This is a genomic window from Pedobacter psychrodurus (genome assembly GCF_032678585.1).
In the GTDB taxonomy this organism is placed as follows: Bacteria; Bacteroidota; Bacteroidia; order Sphingobacteriales; family Sphingobacteriaceae; genus Pedobacter; species Pedobacter psychrodurus_A.
Window position 1 is genome coordinate 40245 of record NZ_JAVTSN010000012.1, and the last position, 21135, is coordinate 61379.

The following is a 21135-nucleotide window of genomic DNA, read 5'->3' on the forward strand; positions in this document are numbered from 1 at the left end:
AAAACGAGTGCGCAAAAATAGCCTAACGATTTTATCGTTATAAACGATTGACTATTCAACGCGCGTTGGAAATGAGCGTTAGCTAAAATATAATTTAACTTTTTTTCTGGAGATGCTTCGACTACGCTCAGCATGACATCGTAAAAGTATATTAAGAATTATTTAACACCATTGAATGCAACAAACCGAGTTCCGTGATTCTGTGTTTCCGTGGCAAAAAAAATACAAAAAAGGTCTTAGCGAGACGCTAAGACCAGTAAGGACGCAATGACCAAAAAAGAAATGAGCACAAACAAACATCTGTGTTTATCTGTGTCCATCCGTGGTTAAAAACAAACTAATGTGCTAAACTTTCAAATTCTGCATCTGTTAAATCAATCTCGGTTGCTTTTAGATTCTCTTTTAAATGTTCTACTGATTTTGTACCCGGAATCAATAGAATATTCGATGATCTTTTCAATAACCAGGCAAGGGCAATCTGCGCAGTTGTGGCCTTATGTTTTTCCGCAATGGCCTTGATCTTATCTTCCAGTTTATGCGGACCGGAAGCCAATGGAAACCATGGAATAAAAGCCAAACCTTGTTCAGCCGTAAAATCCAATACATTTTCCCACTGCCTGTTGGCCAGATTGTACAAATTCTGAACCGAAACAATCGGCAGGATATCCTGAACTTGTTTAATCTGATCAATGGTTACTTCAGATAAACCGACATGTTTTATTTTCCCTTCCTTTACCGCCTCGATAACTGGAGCAAGGGTTTCGGATATATTAACTTTAGGATCAATACGGTGCAGTTGCCATAAATCAATCGAATCTACTTTTAATCGCTCTAAACTTCCTTCTATATCCTGTCTGATTTTTTCAGGATTGCCATTAGGAACCCAGTTATTCGGACCCGGCCGGTCAAAACCACCTTTGGTGGCTATAAAAACATCTTTTTGAAAAGGTGATAAAGCTTCGGCAATAAGCGATTCGTTAAATTTTGGCCCATAGGCTTCGGCCGTATCAATAAAATTAACACCATTTGCCACGGCTTCCTTCAAAACGGTTATTGCATTTTTGCGGTCTTCCACTTCACCAAAAACGCCGTTACCTGTTAATTGCATGGCGCCATAACCTAAACGGTTCACTTCCAGGTTGCCAAATTTAAATGTTTTGTTTCCCATTTTTATTTTAGATATAATGATCAATCTGTACACTAAATTAACCCCAAGTGTATGCCATTGTTTGCAAAATAAATTTTATGATAAATAAATGAATAATGAAAAAAAGCTGCTCTGGCCTGCGCTCACTTCCAAACCAGTGCATCAATAGCCTAACGAGTTTATCGTTATAAACGATTGACTATTCAACGCGCATTGGAAGCGAGCGTTAGCTAAATTTAGTTTTTTGGAGGTGCTTCGACTACGCTCAGCATGACATCGTGAAAGTATATAAGAATTATTTAATACCATTGAATGCAACAAACCAAGTTCCGTAACTCTGTGTTTCCGTGGCAAAAAATGCAATAAAAAGGTCTTAGCGAGACGCAAAGACCAGTAAGGATTCGTTGTGCTCAGAATGACAAAAAAGAAAAGGCTGCTCCAATTGGAACAGCCTTAGAATTATAAGGATAATATGACTTACATGGTTATAATTTATCTAGTTCCATCCACCACCAAGTGCATGATAGATGTCTACTACAGCATTTAACTGTTGTTTTTTGGTTTCAATCAGTTCCAATTTAGATTGTAAAGCATCACGTTGGGTCATCAATACCTCAAAATAATCTGCCCTTGCCGATTTAAATAAATCGTTCGAAATATCGATCGATTGGGTAAGTGCCACTACCTGTTTCGATTTGAGGTCGTAACTTTTTTGCAGGTTACTAATTTTCGACATCTGGTTGGCTACTTCAATATAACCGTTCAGGATTGTCTTTTCGTAATCGAATACAGCCTGTAACTGTTTTGCATTTGCGGTTGAATACTCGGCTTTGATTGCATTTCGGTTAATAAGTGGTCCCGCTAAATCTCCTGCTAACGAGTAGATTAAAGATTCCGGTGTTCTCAATAAATAAGATGGTTTAAAAGCTTGGTAACCAATTGCAGCTGAAATACCCAATGAAGGATAAAACTGCGCTTTGGCTACTTTTACATCTAACTTAGCAGCGGCCAATTCGAGTTCTGCCTGTTTAATATCCGGACGGTTGGCCAATAACTGCGATGGCAAACCAGTTTGTACCGTTGGCGGTACCAAATCGGTAAAGCTAGATTTATCCCTGATAATCGGTTGCGGAAAACGGCCCAAAAGGAAATTAATTTTGTTCTCTGTTTCGGTGATATTCTGTTGAATATCAAACTCCAAGCTTTTTGAACTTAATACTTCAGCCTCAAATTTACGTACAGCAAGTTCATTAACCCTGCTGGCCTGTTTTTGGATCTTCATCAGTTCTAAAGCATTTTTCTGCAGCTCGATGTTCTTTTTAACGGTTTCTAACTGATTATCAGCAGCCAGTAACTCATAATATGAATTGGCTACTTCAGCAATTAAATTGGTGACCACGAAATTTTTGCCTTCAACCGTTGCCAGATAATGACTCACAGCGCCTTTTTTTGCATTGCGCAATTTGTGCCAGATATCGGCTTCCCAATTGGCCTGTAAACCAAAGTGATAATCAGGCAATACCTCAGGTACTTCTTTGCCAGGTGTAATTTCAGTAGAAGCATCACCGGCACCCGAACTGGTATAACGGCCAACCTTATCTAATCCGGCACCCACACCATAAGTTACACTCGGTAAAAGCTCTCCTTTTTTTGCTTTGATCTCATTTTTGGCAATCTCGATATCCTGAAGCGTAATATTCAGCTCCTGGTTATTTTTTAATGCAGTATCGATCAGGTTTACCAGATTTGGGTCGGTAAAAAACTGGCGCCATTGTATACGCGCTGTGCTTACAGTATCCTGCGAACCATTAAAGGCAGCAGGTACAGCTTTATTTTCGGTACGTTGGGCCACTTCTGGCAATTTACATGCGGTATATGCGGCGCATACCAGCACCAATCCAAGCCCTTTATAAATATTTTTCTTAAACATTATCTTCAATTTCTTCAGTTAATGGATGTTCTTCTTCAATTTTGATCAGCTTATGTTTGGCTGCTATTGATCCGAAGATATAATACAGTCCAGGGATTACCACTACCCCGAAAATGGTACCGAAAAGCATACCTCCTGCTGCTGCAGACCCGATGGTACGGTTACCGATTTTTCCAGGTCCGGAAGCAATCATCAAAGGAATCAAACCTGCAATAAAGGCGAAAGAGGTCATTAAAATCGGACGGAAACGTACAGTGGCACCTTCCATTGCAGCCTTTAATACCGATGCGCCCTGCGCATGCCGTTGTGCGGCAAACTCCACAATCAATACTGCGTTCTTCCCAAGTAAACCAATCAACATCACCATGGCTACCTGTGCATAGATGTTGTTTTCCAGTCCCAATAATTTAAGGAAAAGGAATGCACCAAAAATACCCGCTGGTAAAGAAAGGATTACCGAAAGTGGTAAAATAAAACTTTCGTATTGTGCCGCCAAAACCAGGTATACGAAACCTAAACAGATCAGGAAGATATAAACCGCTTCGTTACCTCTTGATACCTCATCCTTCGAAATACCTGCCCAATCGATACCGAATCCCCTTGGAAGCGTTTTCTTGGCAACTTCGGTAATGGCATTAATGGCCTCTCCCGAACTGTAACCTGGAGCACTCTGTCCGCTAATCTCAGAAGCATTGTACATATTATGTCTGGTAATCTCCGATAAACCATACACTTTCCGCATTTTGATAAAGGCAGAGAAAGGCACCATTTCATCGCGGTCGTTTTTAACCGACAGCTTTAAAATGTCCTCTGGTAAAGCCCTGTATTGAGGCAATGCCTGTACGATTACTTTATACTGGTGATCATATTTAATAAAACTCGTTTCGTAATTACTCCCCACAAAAGTGGAAAGGGTATTCATCGCGTTATCAATACTCACACCTTTTTGTTGCGCAATATCATTGTCTACATCCAACATATATTGCGGAAAACTTGCACTGTAGAAGGTAAATACCGACGATAATTCTTTACGTCTATTGAGTTCTTTAACAAAATCGTTGGCTACGGTTTCCATTTTTTTGTAATCACCACTTCCTGCTTTATCCAATAAACGAAGTTCGAAACCTCCCGCAGCACCATAACCAGGAACTGCTGGTGGCTGGAAAAATTCGATGGTTGCCCCAGGGATCGATTTCGATTTCTCTTCCAATTCTTCAATAATCTCTACTGCCGAATGTTTACGGTCGCTCCAGTCTTTCAGGTTGATTAAACAGGTACCTGAGTTCGATCCTGTACCTTCGGTAAGAATCTCATATCCCGCCAAAGATGAAACTGATTTTACACCATCAATATCTTCGCACATTTTCTGCAGTTTCTCCGCAATCTGATCGGTACGTTCTAGAGTAGATCCCGGAGGTGTTTGGATAATGGCATACACCATTCCCTGATCTTCGTTCGGGATAAAACCTGAGGGAACACTTCCACTCAAAGCCCAAACACCCAAACAAAATGCAATCAGGATACCAAAGGTTAAGATCTTACGGCTAACCATTTTGGTTAACACAAACTCATACTTGCCCGAAAGTTTGGCAAAACCATTGTTAAAACCATCTAACAGCTTATCAATAATCGTTTTCTTTTTCTTCGAGCCATGATTGTTCTTCAACATGATGGCACACAAGGCTGGCGTAAGTGTTAGTGCCACAATACCCGAAAGTATAATTGCCGTTGCCATGGTAATGGAGAACTGACGATAGAAAATACCTACTGGCCCCGACATGAAAGCCACCGGAATAAATACCGATGCCATTAAAAAGGTAATGGCGATAATTGCCCCACCAATTTCTTTCATGGCCTCTTGTGTAGCTCTCAATACAGAAAGTTTCCGGTTATGTTCCATCTTGGCATGCACCGCTTCGATTACCACAATCGCATCATCTACCACTACTCCAATGGCCAGCACCAACGCGAACAGGGTGATTAAGTTAAGCGTGATACCAAAAAACTGCATGAACACAAAGGTTCCGATTAAGGATACTGGAACTGCGATGGCTGGAATAAGCGTAGAACGCCAGTCGCCAAGGAACAGGAATACCACTAAACCCACCAGAATAAAGGCTTCCACCAGGGTGTGAATTACTTTCTCAATTGAAGCATCGAGGAATTTAGAAACGTCGTAACTTACTTCATAATCTAAACCTTTAGGGAAAGAGCTCTCTTTGATTTCGGCCATTTTAGCCTTCACATCCTTAATTACCTGACTGGCGTTACTGCCATACGACTGTTTCAGTACAATCGCCGCAGAAGCCTTGCCGTTTAAGGTAGAATATAAATTGTAAGCCGATGCACTAAAATCTACATCCGCTACATCTTTTAAACGAAGCAATTCGCCATTGGCACTTGCCCGTAACACCACATTTTCGTACCCTTCTTTTGTACTAAAACGACCGGAATATTTTAACACATATTCGAAAGCTTGTGAACGTTTACCAGAACTCTCCCCTGTTTTGCCTGGTGAGGCTTCTAAACTTTGCTCATCAAGCGCTTTCATTACTTCATCAACCGAAATTTTATAGGCCTGCATACGGTCGGGTTTTAGCCAGATCCGCATCGCATAATCCCTATCGCCCAGAATATCTGCGAAACCTACACCATCAACCCTTTTCAGCTCAGAAAGCAAGTTGATATCAGCATAGTTGTACAGGAAGTTCTGGTTCATTTTAGGATCTTTACTATACAAGTTGATATACATCAACATGTTAGATTCCTCGCGGGTGATTTTCACGCCCTCACGAACCACTAAAGGTGGAAGTTTATTGGTAACGGCTGCTACACGGTTTTGCACGTTAAGCGATGCCTGATTGGGATCGGTACCAAGGTTAAATACCACCTGGATAGAGGCTTCACCATCGTTACCTGCATCAGAGGCGATATATTTCATGCCCGGTACACCGTTAAGTGCACGCTCGAGCGGAATAACCACCGATTTAATCAACAACTCGTTATTTGCCCCAGGATACTCTGCCGTAATATTTACTTTCGGTGGAGAAATAGAGGGGAATTGTGTCACTGGAAGATAGCTGATGGCCAGCACACCAAGAAACACAATGATAAGCGATATTACTATAGAAAGGACGGGCCTTTGTATGAATTTACTAAACATAAAATAAGTATGGAGGGTTTAGATTATTCTGTTTTCAATCTCAATTGTTTCATCACTTCCTGAGGCTGCTGGAATTTGAAGGCAATTTTATCATCGTCTTTAACCTTCTGTACCCCTTCGAGCAAAATTTTATCACCAGTGGTGATGCCATCGCCAATGATATACAAATCTGGCACCTCGCCTGCAATGGTGATCACCCTCGAGTGTACTTTGTTGTTTTTATCCACCACAAAAACATAGGTTTTATCCTGAATATCGTAAGTGGCTTTCTGCGGGATGACCAAAGCATTTTTAAGTGGAACAACCATCTGGATTTTACCGGTTTCGCCGTTTCTCAATAAGTTATCCGAATTGTTAAACCTGGCCCTGAAAGCAATATTTCCAGTCTCGTTATCGAACTCACTTTCGATCACTTCCACTTTACCTTTCGATTTCAACAGTTCGTTATTGGCCAATAAGAGGCTCACTTCCTGCTGACCTTTTGCTTTTGCAGCACTTTGATAGCTTAAATATTCTGGTTCGGATACGTTGAAGTAAGCGAAAACCTGACTGTTATCGGATAAACTGGTTAACAATGCGCCCTCATCAACTAAACTTCCTAATTTTAAAGGAATACGGTCAATGGTACCATCAAACGGTGCCCTGATTTCGGTATTGGATAAGTGGAATTTTGCCAATGAGGTTTCGGCGTTTGCCGATTGCAGTTTGGCTTTGGCCATGGCCAGTTCATTTTTCGAAACGATATTTTTATCAGATAACATGCGGGTGTTTTCCAATTCAATTTCCGCCGATTTTGTTTCTGCTTGTGCTTTTAAAAGTTCTGATTGTGCCGCCTTAGGCATAATCTTAAATAAAATCTGACCTGCTTTTACGTGCTGGCCCTCATCTACATAAATATTTTGTAAATAGCCTTTTTCCATGGCCCTTACTTCAATGTTACGAACAGATTTGATCTGTGAAACATATTCCTTGGTAAACGAAGTATCCATTCTTAGCGGCGTGGTTACCGCATAAGTAGCTACTTCTTCTTTTTCTTCTTTTTTCGAGGTACAACCCGTTACGTAAAGCAAAGTACACAAGCCTAAGCATATGACAACTCTTTTCATTTTTTTTTGTTGAATGGTTAAATCTGATTTATTTTTTTTCTTTAATTAGTTTCCGTTGGGCAACCGATTTATGATAAAAACAATAGGTAACCGCAACGCGGAACTTGCTTTTGATCTCAATAAATTATGGTTACGCAATGATTTAATTCGAAAGCGAAATAAATGCATATTTATGAAGTTATAATGAAGTTGATCTTCAGATTTGAATTCTAAAAATTGTGTTTTGCGGCGGAAAACAAAGATTTACCCTCATAAATCTGCTATTTATGAGCACTTTACACTGAAACACCAAATAAACAGTAAGTTTTGCAACACAAAACAGCTCACACTAGCCTAAAAACTTCATTTTAGTAATGATTACTTAAATTTTAAGATAGTTGCCAAACCTAATTTATTGACCGTAATTTAACAAAAGCTTAATTGAATGATACACATCTGAGCATTGAAGAACCTCATGCATCCAATCATAATTTCATCCTGAGCTTATCGAAGGATCTTCATCACTAATTTCTCAGGAAATCACATATGGCATGCAATATTCCTGTACGTTTAGTCATCCTAAACGGAGTCGATAGATTATTTGGAGACCAAGGCCTGTAATCAATAGATTGGCTTCGGTCCTGCTGTGCGTTGCTCCCGAAGAAACCTGTGAAACAAGCAAGCATACAATAAAAAGGTAAAAACTAGGACTTAAACCGGAACCCACTTCCATCAGGGATATTTAATTACGGCCGGAAGCAGAAAAACCATGACATCTTAATTACAGGTATTGGGTTCTGGTAAAAAACAAAGAAACCTAAATTTTAAAATCTAGGTTTCTTTTATATTGAGTTGGTACTAATTAACGCAACTTTTTAAAAGCTGCACGAAGTTCTTCAGCGAACAATTGCGGCTGTTCCCATGCGGCAAAGTGACCACCTTTTTTCACCTCATTGAAATAAATCAGGTTATGATAACTTTTCTCTGCCCAGCTTTTTGGCGCACGGTAGATTTCGCCAGGAAAAACGGTAATGGCTGCAGGAATGGAAATATCGACTGCGTTAAAGTTGTTGGCATTATTCTCCCAGTACAATTGTGCAGCAGAAACTGCAGTATTGGTAAGCCAGTAAAGTGAAATATCATCAAGCATTTCATCCTGTGTTAAGGCCTGCTCTGCATGGCCTCCACTGTAAGTCCATTCATTAAATTTATCCAGAAAGAAAGCGGCAAGGCCAACAGGAGAATCAGACAATCCATAACCCAAGGTTTGTGGACGGGTTACCATCATTGCAGCATAACCTCCACCTTTCTTATATAGATAGTTCAGCGACTCGAAGGCTTCATTTTCTTTTTGAGAAAGCCCTGCAGGAGCAGCTTCGCTATTATTAAGGGCTTTTGCTACATCTGCAGGAACTGTAGCAGGCATATTTACATGTATGCCCAAAAGTCCTTCGGGTTTTTGTTGCGCCATTTTATCTGCAACAACAGATCCCCAATCGCCACCTTGTGATACATACTTTTTATAGCCAAGGCGTTTCATTAACACATCCCATGCCCTTGCAATATGATCAGCATCCCAACCTGTACCTGTTGGTTTGCCAGAAAAGCCATAACCCGGCATTGATGGCAATACAATATCGAAGGCATCCTCAGCACGACCACCAAAAGCCGTAGGATCGGTTAAAGGACCAACCAGCTTAATCAGTTCGAAAATTGATCCTGGCCAACCGTGTGTAATAATCAGCGGCATAGCATTTGGATGTTTTGATTTGATGTGTACAAACTGAATATCAAGTCCATCTATATTCGTCACAAACTGAGGAAGTGCATTTAATTTCGCTTCTGCTTTGCGCCAGTCGTATCCTGTTCCCCAGTATTTAACCAGTTTCTGGATCTGTTGAAGTTTTACCCCCTGGCTTTGGTCGCTTACGGTTTCTTTATCTGGCCACCTGGTAGCCAATATCCGTTGGCGAAGTTCTTTTATAGCCGTTTCACTTACCTTAATATGATAGGGACGGATTTCTGTGCCCTTAACAGCATGCGTTTGAGCAAAGCCAGGTACGGAGCTAAAAATAAGTGAAGCTGCAACTATAGCTCCGGCTAAAAATCTTTTCTGTTTTTTAATGGTTTTCATGTCATTCGTTTTTATTTGTTGCTCAAAACTATTTCAAAAGGTATCTTTTCACCAGCAAAATACGGTCAACTGGACATAATGGGCGGGGAGTTAGCAAATTGTAATACTGAAATGGACAATATGTTTGTTGGCTCTAACGCGAATATTTCTAGGATATACCCAATACTAGGTATTGGTTTAACAGACACCATGTAATAGATTTACTTCCTTAAAGGCAGTTAATGGCTGACCAAAATTAAACCAAACAAATACCATGAAAATCCATCTAAAACAACTGCTCTTGTTTTCAATGTGCTGTGGCATTATGTGTAACATTGCCCTTGCCCAACGCAGCCTCGCCCCGCCTAATCTCAATTCATCAACTCAGTTGGGCATGTCGGCAAAGGCTTCCATCGAATTTTTAAAAGGTATACCCCAACTGCGCCTTGGCCTTAATGCCGGTATAGGCCAGGGGCTTTTTGAAAATGCACTTTATCCTTCTGTGAATATCGAGTGGCAGATCTATTACCGTGGATTGGGTACAAGATCCGGATCTCCTGATGCAAAGAAAAATTTCACTTCCGATATCATGATCGCAGCTACAGCGACCACAGGGATCAATTACATCGTTCCAAAAATGACAAATGAAGAACTCAATTGGAGAAATAAACCGCTTTACTATTTTACTGAATTTGTTCACCCAGCACTTGAAAATCCCTACCGCTATTCCATGTCGGTTGGTACGAATGTGATGTTTGCCCTGGATCCAGGTAAAAAAACGATACAGCGCATAGGTTTTGTTAACGCGCATATAGGTGCCTTTCAGTTTAACTACTACAATGACGGTGGTGGATTTCAGGATATCGGCATTGGAGATGGAGAAGACCGATACTTTACCGGTGGTGGATTTGCCGCAGTTAACCTTAATGCCAAAAACGACCTCAATCAATTCTCTATCAGTTATCATAAATTTTCTGGATTTCAGGAAGAGGCTTTTGATCTGGCCGGCAATATGAACCTTATGTTCGTAAACTACAAACGCACTGAAGAAGGGTATTATAACAAGAGTTTCTGGAGTTTTTCAGCAGGAGATGTTTCAAGAGGTGTTTCAGCTTTTTTTAGAATCAACAATCCTTATAACAGATGGGATTTCCAGAACATGATTCACTATAGTGGAAACGATGCCTATCATCAGGTGCCCTATAGCAAACACTATTCTATAGGCGCATCTTATTTTCAATCAAGAACAAAATTCGGAACCAAATGAAAAAACTAATCATCATACTTATTGCATTGGGTTTATCTGCATGTAACATCCATGAAATGAGCACTAAGATCAGAAACAAAAGTCTTGTATACTACAAAGAGCAGGATTTCGCTACAGATAAAGCAGCCAACAAAATAGACAGTATCGTTATCGACGAAACCTATACGCTATACATCCGGGCAATCTGCAGAGAAAAGCCAGAGGATGGGTTTTACGCTAAAAAAAGTCCAAACAAACCAGCCAGCGTAGTGAAATGCGATTGTGAAGATCAATCGATTACTTATAAAAAAGAGCGGCAAGAGATTCAATATCTATTGATTTCCGAAAAGAACGATAGGGTAATATACATTACAACCATCCCGCCAAGAGTATATGCAGGCATGTTGACCTATCAGAACAATCTATTCAATATCCCAAACTTTGTCAATATCAATTACTTTAATACCTTTTTCTTTGGCAGCCTGGGTAATGGAGAGCTCCTTTTCCAAACCAAAAACCGCAAAGAGGCACGAAGCAATAACCAGAATATTAACTTCAAATGGGCATATCACCTATCTGATAAAGGGAATTACCTCGAAATTGACAGGCTCATTGAACAGAAAAAAAATTACGAGAAGCACCTAAATCCTAATGAAATTCTACAACCAGCCATCCGCTTTTATAAAAAGGAAAACTACCGGATTGGGCTGTGCGATGATGAAGATGCGACTCAATTAACCACAGCAAACAATAACTACCTTGAAAATAAGACGATATACTTTACTACTTGCCTTAATAATGGAAAAGCGGTCATTAACAAGATTGCCTTTACTTTTAATGAGAGTATTCTTTTACCCAAGCAACAAACCGTAAAAAAAATATACTTTGAAAATTTACGGCTCAAGTCTGCCCCTATCCTTTCGATAGCGCAACGAAAGACAAAATAAATGACAATTAAGCACAAAGCTTTTAACAAAAGTAAAGGCTTTGTGCTTTGGTATCGAAATGGCTATTGTTGGCAATTGTTCATAAAATCAAACTAGTTTAGTTTAGCGACAAGCATTTTTGGAAATTTCTGAGCAACCGCTATCAACTCATTCAATGAAAGCGGCTTGAGCTCTTTTATTTCAGTTTTATATTTGACTAGGCTGCCATTATTAACCAATTCGTTAACGATCAGCTCATTGGGTGCCTGCAAACCATCATTCGGATTCCAAATCTCATCCTTACTGTAATCGTTTTGTTTAATGTTGTTAAAGCCATTCGCTTTGAGGCTATTGATCAGATTGCCAGCCGCAGCTGCTGCCCCAAAGTTATTGCTTATGCTAGGCTGTTAATGACTTATGTAAAACAGTGTTTTAACTTAAAAAATAAAATGAAAAACTGGCTAAAAAATTATCGTTGGCACATATTCGCTTGGTCCATTTTCATTCTTTATGAATATCTTTTTGTTGTCTTGATCCTTAGAGTAAAAGGTTCAATATTCAATTATCTTGTCCATTACACGATCAATATAAGTCTTTTTTACATCCATGCCGAACTGGTACTCAAAAAGTCCTTAAGACGTTTAAATATAGCCTATCTTAAAATGGCAATGTTAATTATCATGGAAATATGCATATACACGGGGATTACTTATCTTGCAAACCGGTTTCTTTCAAGATCGAAGTGGCCTTCAATTACTGACATTACAATTACAGACTTAAAATTCATGTCCTCAACATTATGGAGAGGAATATATTTCATACTCTTTGCAACGGCCTATTTTTTCATCGAGCGCTATATTAAGCAAAAGCAACGAACAGCCGCACTTGAAAAAGATGCCATTAAAAAACAGTTAAAACAAAAAGAAATTGCCATCGAACTTGCTAACGCCAAAAACTCCTACCTCAAAGCCCAAATTAACCCCCATTTTCTGTTCAACACGCTAACCTATATTTATAACATAACAGCACCCACAAGACTGAGCCCAGGGCCGCAGAGGCTGTAAGGCACCTTTCGAAACTGATGCGTTATGCACTTGAATGTGAACATGGTCCAGAGCTTATGCCGCTGGAAGAAGAGATCCGACAGGTAGAGAACTTGTTAGAGTTGAGCAGAATCAGGCAGCCCGATCTTTTTATCGAATTCAGCTACAGCGGGGAAATAGAACAAATCCGCACCATACCATTGGTTTTGCTTAGCCTGACCGAAAACATGATCAAACACGGAAACCTCAGCCAACCTGAAGATCCTGGAAAAATCATCCTGAAATTAAAACACGGAGTTCTTACTATTGAGACATCTAACCCGACCAACACCGGCCTGAACGACACGGGTTTCCACACAGGCCTTGAGAACATCCGGCAGCGGCTAAGGCACACCTATGGAAAGCTTGCCGGGATTACCTGCGGAGTCAGAGATAAATATTATGAAGTATCAATCAGTATTACACTGTAGAAGCATGAAAAAGCCTCATTTATTCCCTGATGCTGTTGCTACTTACCATAATCTTCCAACCTGTTCGCCTACCGCATTCCGATGAAGTATGTACCCAAGCCGGCCACATCTTTCTGACACCAGATACTCAATATCAGTGGGTACATCGCCAATGATGGAGTAACGGATCTTATATTTTTGATTATAACTTAAATGGATCGTGAGGCAATGTGCTGTTGACCTTCTTCCATGAAGATTGGAGAGATGAAACTCCTGCAGTTCTTTTGCTGCTGTAAGCAACCTGTTGTTCATGATCCTCGCCAGCGCTGGCTCCTGCTTAAATTCCACCTCTATAATAGCGACTACCGTAACCTTCATTAGGCAAAATTACCATCTTCAGCGCCATTTACAAACCCTGTTAGGGTAACTCACTGGAAACGAGAAACATTTTAGTTATGCACAAATCAACGGTATTATGATGACAGGAAGTCAAGATGTGATCTGGCAAAAAATATATTGATACATCTTATCCATATCTTCTTAAACTATTGGTCTTTATCGTCTGATAAGCTATAATATTTGGATTTATCACAAAACAAAACAGGCCATTGTAAACCAACCAAAGCATAAAAGATGGGTAGCCGATAGAGAAATTTTGACAAACTATTTAACAGATGAGTAGCAACCTATATTCACCATTTTTTTCAATTGGTGCCCGATGAATACAAGGTAAAGTCTGTTTTTCACGATGATCTACAGCTAATCTCCACAAATGCCCCAATCCCAAATTTACAGGCCTTGCACCAGGTTTAGGTTGATAATGCAGATCAAAATAATGTTCTATCAAAAAGGCTTCAAAATCTGCATCCGCACCATCATACAACTCTTTAAGCTTTTGCCGGATTTCCGGGATCAGGATTTTTTGTTCAACCTGATGATTAGCTACGATTTCACTGGCAGCGCCATGATAGGTACATAGAAAAGTATCCGTACCAATAGGCGAACGGTCTACATGAAACGAATATACATCTGTTGAAATAAAGTCCAATTCCTCATCCCGTTGGTAACTTTTGAGCAAATTGAGAGCAGGCGATGCGCCCGAATCTGTTAACAACCGAAAATCACTTAAAATAATTTCCCTTGCCATACGCCCTTCTTCCGATAGCTGCAGCGCATAAAGGTCTTCCATCGAAACTTCTGTTAGGTCTTCTTTTAATTGAAGTTTAGATACAATTTCCGCAAAGTCTCCAACCAGGTTCCTATACCAGCAAACTGCGTTCATATCTCCTTGAAAATTTATCCCTATAAGCTGAGAAAAAGTAGATACCACCGCAATCTGGCTGTTGTCAGAAAATCTATTATCCATATCTAAAAATAAACAGTTTAGCCATTTAATTCCGGGCAAAAATAAGGAATAGTTTATACGATAGGTGAGGATAAAATTCGTTTCTCAAAAACCTTACTGAGTAATATATTCTTTTATCCAACCAGATATAGATTAAAACAATCGGCGCGAACAACTAATGTCCAGCCCTAACCGCTTTGTCAAAGGAGAATACCAGGCTCTTCTGATCTATCACAGCCAAGGGAATCTCCCGGCTTTCCCTCCCATTACTTGCGGTAAAATAAACAGATGCCCGATCCGTCTGTCCCTTTTTAAGCCCCTCTTCGAATAAAGCAATCCCAAATAAAGTGCTGTCTGTTTTGGAAGAAGCAATGATACTTACTGTACCAAGGTCGTATTTCCCGTTATTTTTTATGGTTACCATTCCATTTTTATAGGTGTATGAAAGCCCTTTAACGGTCTCCAGGTAGGTTTTATTCTTACTGGCAACCGCCTGATAGGTTTGTGCCTTTCCCGAAAGTGCACCGATCAATAAAAGAGAGGCAAGCGAGAGTTTTTTCATGTGTATTTTTTTTATAAAAATAGTCCAAAAGAAAAAGATTCCAAAATGCGGAAGTTTAATACCAAGAAATATGAAACAAAAAAGCCTTTTAATCCATCGATTAAAAGGCCTTGAAGGAATTCGCATCCTTTTTGGTGTCGGGATGGCAGGATTCGAACCTACGACCTCCTGCTCCCAAAGCAGGCGCGATACCGGGCTACGCTACATCCCGAACTTTGGTATCGATCTTTTTTTTTATCCTGTTTTAAAAGTGGATAAACTTTTTGTCGGGATGGCAGGATTCGAACCTACGACCTCCTGCTCCCAAAGCAGGCGCGATACCGGGCTACGCTACATCCCGAACTTGGTATCTTCTTTTTTTTTATCCTGTTTTAAAAGGAGATAAACTTTTTGTCGGGATGGCAGGATTCGAACCTACGACCTCCTGCTCCCAAAGCAGGCGCGATACCGGGCTACGCTACATCCCGAACTTGGTATCTTCTTTTTCCCTCTTGCGGAGGGATTGCAAAGTGACGGTTTTAAATTGATAATTCCGCTTTTATTTGCAATTATTTTTATTTCTGCGGAGAGGGCGGGATTCGAACCCGCGGTACCGTTACCAGTACGACAGTTTAGCAAACTGTTCCTTTCGGCCACTCAGGCACCTCTCCTTTTCCTTCAAAATTTTGTCCTACCGACCTTGTTTTGAGGTCTGCAAATATAGTAAAACAAGTTATCCAACAAAAAAAAATTACAAAATTTGTTGATAATCTATCCGCACATGATAGATGCTCATCAGCATCGTCTTGAATATCAATTTGATAGTCTCAATATCTTTTAACGTTAAATCGCAGTCATCAAGCTGATTTTGCTCCAATTTATAGTTAATTATGCGTTCAACGATGTCATTTATGTTCTGAGCATCGGGATTTTTCAGACTTCTTGAGGCAGCTTCCACCGAATCGGCGAGCATTAACACACCAGTTTCTTTGCTAAAAGGTATTGGTCCGGGGTAGCGGAAAATGTTTTCGTCGACAAATTTTTCGGGTGTATTTTTCAAAAAAGACTGATAAAAATAATCGACCCGGGTATTTCCATGATGCGTTCTGATGAAATCGATAATCGCTTCAGGGATCTGGTTCTTTCTTAAAATTTCAATTCCTTTATGCACATGCTGAATAATAATCTGTGCACTTTGCTCATAAGGCAATTTATCGTGCGGACTCACGGCGGTATTCTGGTTTTCGATAAAATATTGTGGATTATCGACCTTACCAATATCATGGTACAGCGCACCCGCTCTTACCAGCACCGAATTTCCCCCTATTTTAAATATCGCGGCCTCTGCAAGGTTTGCTACCTGCAAAGAGTGCTGAAACGTTCCAGGCGCTTTAAAAGCAAGCTCCCTTAAGAGTTTATTATTCGTATTCGTTAACTCGATCAAGGCCACATCTGATGTGATACCAAAAATCCGTTCGAAAAGATAAATTAACGGATAAGCCAGGAGCGATAAGAGTACACTAAAAATAAAAGGAATAAAATTGATCCACTCAATTTCTCGGAAAGAGCCTTCTCGCAATAAGGCAATGCCCACAAACGAAACAAAGTAAGCCATCAGGATAAACAAGGCCGAAACCAAAAATCTTTCGCGTTTAACAAAGTTTTTGATACTAAATATGGCAACCATCCCCGCGGTAACCTGATAAAACACAAATTCGAAACTATTGGCCACAAAGAAACCGGCAATTAAAATCACCAGCATGTGCAGATAAAGCGCCAAACGTGTATCAAAGAGAATCCTGATGATAATCGGTACCACGCAGAATGGAATGTAATACAAACTTGGGATTTCCATTTTAATGGCCCAAGTGAGCGCAAGCAACATTCCTGTGGTGACAATCAGGATTAAAGAAAGCTGACGGTTATCAGCAAAAATATCTTTTCTAAAAAGAAAAAGGAACGACATTAAAATGGTTAGTATAAAACCAACCAATATCACTTGCCCCAAATAAACCAGTGCCCTACTGCCAATTGTTTTGGTCTGGGCATCGTAGGTGGCTTTGTATGATTCAAGCTTTTGATAAATTTCTTCATCAATCACATCATTCTTGGCAACAATAAGTTCACCTTTTTGCACCATTCCTTTTGTGGTAGAGATATTATTAACGGTATTATCCTGTATGGTTTGGGTCAAACGTTCATCAAATACAATATTTGGGGTAATGTGATCAATTGCCAGATTTGCAACCAGATCGCCCATTACCTGATTTGGTGCCTTAAAGTTATCTTTAAAAAAATTAAGCGCTGTTTCGGCTGTAAAAACATCCTGAGTATTTTTTTCTTGTGCTATATTATTCTCCATTAAAGAGAAATCATAGTTTTTACCTCCCGCCTGGTGCTTTACGTTTAAACCGATAATTCCTTTCTGATAAATACGCTGAAGTAAGTTGTAAGCAGCAGTTTTATAGGCTTCCTTTTCTTTTTCGTCGAGTTGCTTTGATTTCCATTTAACATCGAATTCGTTCGAAAACTCATCTAAGGCATTTGCCGTAATTGCGCGATCAGACTGATATACCGGTAAAATATCCTTTAAAGCGTTCTTTTTATCGGCGCTCACCTGAGGATTGGTTTTCAAAATCGCAAAGCTAAAAGGCGAAATCAGATCTTTGTTTTTCCACACTGCATTTTTTTCAAACTCGTATCTAAATCTCGGTTGTTTGGGCAGGAACAGGGTAATGATGAAAACGGTAAATATCATCATTACATATTTCAGGTTCGATGAATACTTCCGGTAAAGGATCTTGTGTGAATTTCTCTTGATTTTGGCCAAAACGATGTAATTATTGTACTGTCAAAAATAACATTTTTATCTAATATACATTTTAGAGATTTTGTTTGCAATTACCAGATTTTATATTTTACTTTATGATATCAAATTAATATCAATTATGTATCAAGAAAAAATCATCAGCCCACCATCTGGGTATTTAACATTCGCATTATGTATAGCACTATTGGGTGCCGCGATCTTCTGTTTTGTTTCTGAAATTTTTCTCTGGGGAGGAATTTTGCTTGCCGTGGATGTATTTTTAATATTTCCGGGTTTTCTGATTATCAACCCAAACCAATCGATGGTGCTCACCCTGTTCGGAAAATATATCGGCACGGTAAAAGCCGATGGTTTTTTCTGGGTAAATCCCCTAACTGCTAAAAGACGCCTATCGCTAAAAGCAAACAACCTAAACGGACAACAATTAAAGGTGAATGATAAATTAGGGAATCCGATCGAGATTGCTGCTGTGGTGGTTTGGAAAGTGAACGAAACCGCCAAAGCCGTTTTCTCTGTAGAGAACTACATGCAATATGTAAATATCCAAAGCGAGGCTGCTGTAAGGCATTTGGCCAATATTTTTCCTTACGACCATGCTGAAGGCGAAGAAACCAGCATTACCTTAAAAGATGGTGCCGATAAAGTAAGTGAACTGTTAGAAAACGAACTGAACGAACGTTTATCCCGCGCGGGTATCGAAGTTTTAGAGGCCAGAATTTCTCACTTAGCTTATGCGCCCGAAATTGCCAGTGCCATGTTACAGCGTCAGCAAGCTACCGCAGTTATTGCAGCCCGTAAATTAATTGTTGAAGGTGCTGTAGGCATGGTAGAAATGGCATTGGAAAAATTATCACAAAAAGGGATTGTTGAGCTGGATGAAGAACGTAAGGCAGCGATGGTGAGCAATTTACTGGTTGTTTTATGTGGCGATCGTCATGTACAACCTGTGGTAAATACCGGCACCTTATATAATTAGGTAAAATGGAATTTGAGGAAAAACAAAGCTTAAAACTTTGGTGGCTTTATATTTTATTGGCTATTGATGCTGTTATGGTGCTGAGTATTGTACTATTTGATAAAGGAGGAATGAGCTTTGAAACATTAAAAGCCAATTATTTTGCGCCATTTTGGGCTGTAATCCTTCCTTTTGCAATCATTTATATGCTTCAAAAAAATAAAATGACTTTGCAGATCAGCACCGAAGGCATTTCGTACAAATATTTTCCATTCCAAAGAAAATTGAAGTTATTAAACTGGATCAATATCGAAAAAGTTTACATCAATAAATATAATGCTTTAGGAGATTATGGTGGATTTGGTGTGCGCAGCAGGCTTTGGTTTAATTTTAACGACAAAGCTTATCTATTAAATGATAAGGATAAAGGTTTACAGATTGAATTTAAAAACGGTAAAAAGCTATTGTTCAGCACCAATAAAATTGATGAACTGCAAATGTTCCTTATTAATTTAAAAACGAGATATAATATACAAGCAATACAATAAGAATGGCGGAGAAAGATAAAAAAGCTTTTGTAGTAAGAATTAGTACTGCTTTATTAAAGGAAGTAGAAATCTGGGCTGCCGATGAGTTTAGAAGTACGAACGGGCAGATTGAGTTTTTGCTTAGCCAGGCGATAAAATCAAGAAAAAAGGGTAAGGCTAAGGAAGAGTAGCGCTAAAACGATGATCAGTGGGGACACGAACCATGGCAACAAAAAAAATACAGATTCTTAAATCGGTACTGAACCCTTACAATCCCTAATCATAAGCACACCGCCCTGTGCCCCCCCCTTAAAACAAGGAGGGAGTAATCCGACGCTAGAAAGACAACCTACCCTAAGCAATGCCAGCCCAAGTAATTTAAACCTGACGGCAGCGGGCATCCCGACTTTTCATCGGGATAAAGCGAACAGCAGGACTGAACAAACCCAAGTATTACTGTTTTTGCTTTCCAAAACCTTTACAAATTGAATTTTTCGAACATGCTAAAACCACATATTAAGCGTTAAACAAAAACTAAACAACAGGAATAATAAATTTAAACCTCGTAGGTTTTAAAAACCTACGAGGTTTGACTAACTTAGCGGCCTAACCAAAAATTCATAAATTTAGTCTACATGAAAGAAGTTGTAATTGTATCAGCTGTAAGAACCCCTATTGGTAGTTTTGGAGGCTCATTGTCCCAATTTTCTGCTACTCAGCTTGGTGGCTTTGCCATTAAAGCAGCCATTGAAAAAGCTGGCTTAAAACCAGAACAGATCCAGGAAGTTTACATGGGCAATGTTTTATCGGCTAACTTAGGACAAGCACCTGCCACGCAAGCGGCGAAGTTTGCCGGTTTACCAGATTTACCTGCAACCACTATCAATAAAGTATGTGCGTCGGGCACCAAAGCCATTATGCTTGCCGCACAAAGTATTGCTAATGGCGATAACGACATTATTGTTGCCGGCGGAATGGAAAGCATGAGCAATGTGCCTTATTACCTGGATAAAGCAAGAAACGGTTACAGATTAGGGCATGGACAAATTACTGACGGCCTGGTAAAAGATGGCTTGTGGGATGTTTACAACGACTACCATATGGGATCTGCTGCAGAACTTTGTGCAACGGAATGTAACATCAGTCGCGAAGCGCAGGATAATTTTGCCATAACATCTTACAAAAGAGCACAAGCCGCACAAACTTCGGGCAAATTTGCCGGCGAAATTATAGCTATAGAAGTGAAAGACCGTAAAGGCGACATTACTTTGGTTGATACCGATGACGAACCCACAGCGGTTAAATTTGATAAAATACCTTCGTTAAAACCTGTTTTCAAAAAAGACGGAACGGTAACGGCAGCAAATGCCTCTACCTTAAATGATGGTGCCGCTGCATTGGTTTTAATGAGTGCCGATAAAGCAAAAGAATTGGGCTTAACACCTTTAGCTAAAATTTTAGGCTATGCCGATGCTCAACAGGCACCAGAATGGTTTACCACTGCTCCATCAAAAGCAATCCCTTTGGCTTTACACAAAGCCAATATCGATATAAAGGATGTTGATTTTTTCGAAATCAACGAAGCCTTTTCTGTAGTTTCTTTAGCCAACAATCAGTTATTGAATTTGAACGAAGACCAGGTGAATGTTAACGGTGGCGCGGTATCTTTAGGTCACCCCCTTGGCGCTTCGGGCGCGAGGATTGTGGTTACGCTACTTTCAGTATTAACGCAGAACGAAGGAAAAATCGGCGTTGCAGGAATCTGTAACGGTGGTGGCGGTGCAAGTGCACTGGTTATCGAAAAATTATAATTTTGGACAGGTAGAATCTTTGCG

17 protein-coding genes and 4 tRNA genes are annotated in these 21135 nt (G+C 39.8%); 8 read left to right on the forward strand and 13 right to left on the reverse strand.

What is annotated here, in order from left to right:
- Positions 1-337: 337 nt before the first annotated feature.
- The 5 genes from R2S57_RS09900 to R2S57_RS09920 all read right to left on the reverse strand — a co-directional run bounded on the left by R2S57_RS09900 (position 338) and on the right by R2S57_RS09920 (position 9459).
- On the reverse strand, positions 338-1168 hold the full coding sequence (locus tag R2S57_RS09900; protein WP_316844891.1) for an aldo/keto reductase: 831 nt from the start codon (positions 1166-1168) through the stop codon (positions 338-340).
- 475 nt (positions 1169-1643) lie between these two features.
- On the reverse strand, positions 1644-3077 hold the full coding sequence (locus tag R2S57_RS09905) for a TolC family protein (protein WP_316844892.1): 1434 nt from the start codon (positions 3075-3077) through the stop codon (positions 1644-1646).
- Positions 3070-6240 (reverse strand): efflux RND transporter permease subunit, encoded by a 3171-nt coding sequence (locus R2S57_RS09910; protein WP_316844893.1) that lies wholly within the window; start codon positions 6238-6240, stop codon positions 3070-3072. Before R2S57_RS09910 ends, R2S57_RS09905 begins: the two co-directional genes overlap by 8 nt.
- Before the next feature lie 23 nt (positions 6241-6263).
- Positions 6264-7346, reverse strand: coding sequence for an efflux RND transporter periplasmic adaptor subunit (locus R2S57_RS09915; protein WP_316844894.1), 1083 nt, complete (start codon positions 7344-7346; stop codon positions 6264-6266).
- Positions 7347-8187: 841 nt separating this feature from the next.
- Positions 8188-9459, reverse strand: a complete 1272-nt coding sequence (locus R2S57_RS09920) for an epoxide hydrolase (protein ID WP_316844895.1) — start codon at positions 9457-9459, stop codon at positions 8188-8190.
- 253 nt (positions 9460-9712) lie between these two features.
- On the opposite strand from R2S57_RS09920, the gene R2S57_RS09925 reads away from it, so the two are divergent.
- The 4 genes from R2S57_RS09925 to R2S57_RS09940 all read left to right on the forward strand — a co-directional run bounded on the left by R2S57_RS09925 (position 9713) and on the right by R2S57_RS09940 (position 13123).
- Complete coding sequence (locus R2S57_RS09925) at positions 9713-10705, forward strand: hypothetical protein (RefSeq protein WP_316844896.1); 993 nt, start codon at positions 9713-9715, stop codon at positions 10703-10705.
- Positions 10702-11631, forward strand: coding sequence for a hypothetical protein (locus R2S57_RS09930; protein WP_316844897.1), 930 nt, complete (start codon positions 10702-10704; stop codon positions 11629-11631). Before R2S57_RS09925 ends, R2S57_RS09930 begins: the two co-directional genes overlap by 4 nt.
- 293 nt (positions 11632-11924) lie before the next feature.
- A complete protein-coding gene (locus R2S57_RS09935; protein WP_316844898.1) occupies positions 11925-12674 on the forward strand; it encodes a histidine kinase in 750 nt (249 codons plus the stop codon).
- A gap of 17 nt (positions 12675-12691) precedes the next feature.
- Complete coding sequence (locus tag R2S57_RS09940) at positions 12692-13123, forward strand: hypothetical protein (protein WP_316844899.1); 432 nt, start codon at positions 12692-12694, stop codon at positions 13121-13123.
- Between the two features lie 42 nt (positions 13124-13165).
- Here the strand turns inward: R2S57_RS09940 and R2S57_RS09945 are convergent, their stop codons facing one another.
- The 8 genes from R2S57_RS09945 to R2S57_RS09980 all read right to left on the reverse strand — a co-directional run bounded on the left by R2S57_RS09945 (position 13166) and on the right by R2S57_RS09980 (position 17818).
- Positions 13166-13480: a hypothetical protein gene (locus tag R2S57_RS09945; RefSeq protein ID WP_316844900.1), complete on the reverse strand. Its 315-nt coding sequence runs from the start codon at positions 13478-13480 to the stop codon at positions 13166-13168.
- Positions 13481-13769: 289 nt separating this feature from the next.
- Positions 13770-14468: a DUF1826 domain-containing protein gene (locus R2S57_RS09950; protein ID WP_316844901.1), complete on the reverse strand. Its 699-nt coding sequence runs from the start codon at positions 14466-14468 to the stop codon at positions 13770-13772.
- 154 nt (positions 14469-14622) lie between these two features.
- On the reverse strand, positions 14623-15009 hold the full coding sequence (locus R2S57_RS09955) for a hypothetical protein (protein WP_316844902.1): 387 nt from the start codon (positions 15007-15009) through the stop codon (positions 14623-14625).
- Positions 15010-15146: 137 nt separating this feature from the next.
- Positions 15147-15220 (reverse strand) — tRNA-Pro (locus tag R2S57_RS09960).
- A gap of 55 nt (positions 15221-15275) precedes the next feature.
- Positions 15276-15349 (reverse strand) — tRNA-Pro (locus R2S57_RS09965).
- Positions 15350-15402: 53 nt separating this feature from the next.
- A tRNA-Pro gene (locus R2S57_RS09970) sits at positions 15403-15476 on the reverse strand.
- 96 nt (positions 15477-15572) lie between these two features.
- A tRNA-Ser gene (locus R2S57_RS09975) sits at positions 15573-15659 on the reverse strand.
- 80 nt (positions 15660-15739) lie between these two features.
- On the reverse strand, positions 15740-17818 hold the full coding sequence (locus R2S57_RS09980; protein ID WP_410479071.1) for an HD family phosphohydrolase: 2079 nt from the start codon (positions 17816-17818) through the stop codon (positions 15740-15742).
- A gap of 118 nt (positions 17819-17936) precedes the next feature.
- Here R2S57_RS09980 and R2S57_RS09985 point away from each other — a divergent pair, with 118 nt between their 5' ends.
- From R2S57_RS09985 to R2S57_RS10000, 4 genes are all read left to right on the forward strand, one after another.
- Positions 17937-18794 carry an SPFH domain-containing protein gene (locus R2S57_RS09985; protein WP_116251752.1) on the forward strand — a complete coding sequence of 286 codons (858 nt, stop codon included), beginning with the start codon at positions 17937-17939 and terminating at the stop codon, positions 18792-18794.
- Positions 18795-18799: 5 nt separating this feature from the next.
- Entirely contained in the window at positions 18800-19321 is a 522-nt protein-coding gene (locus tag R2S57_RS09990) for a hypothetical protein (RefSeq protein ID WP_316844903.1), read from the forward strand.
- A 2-nt stretch (positions 19322-19323) separates the two neighbouring features.
- Entirely contained in the window at positions 19324-19491 is a 168-nt protein-coding gene (locus R2S57_RS09995) for a ribbon-helix-helix domain-containing protein (RefSeq protein WP_316844904.1), read from the forward strand.
- 444 nt (positions 19492-19935) lie between these two features.
- Positions 19936-21111, forward strand: a complete 1176-nt coding sequence (locus R2S57_RS10000; protein ID WP_316844905.1) for an acetyl-CoA C-acyltransferase — start codon at positions 19936-19938, stop codon at positions 21109-21111.
- The last annotated feature ends 24 nt before the right edge of the window (positions 21112-21135 follow it).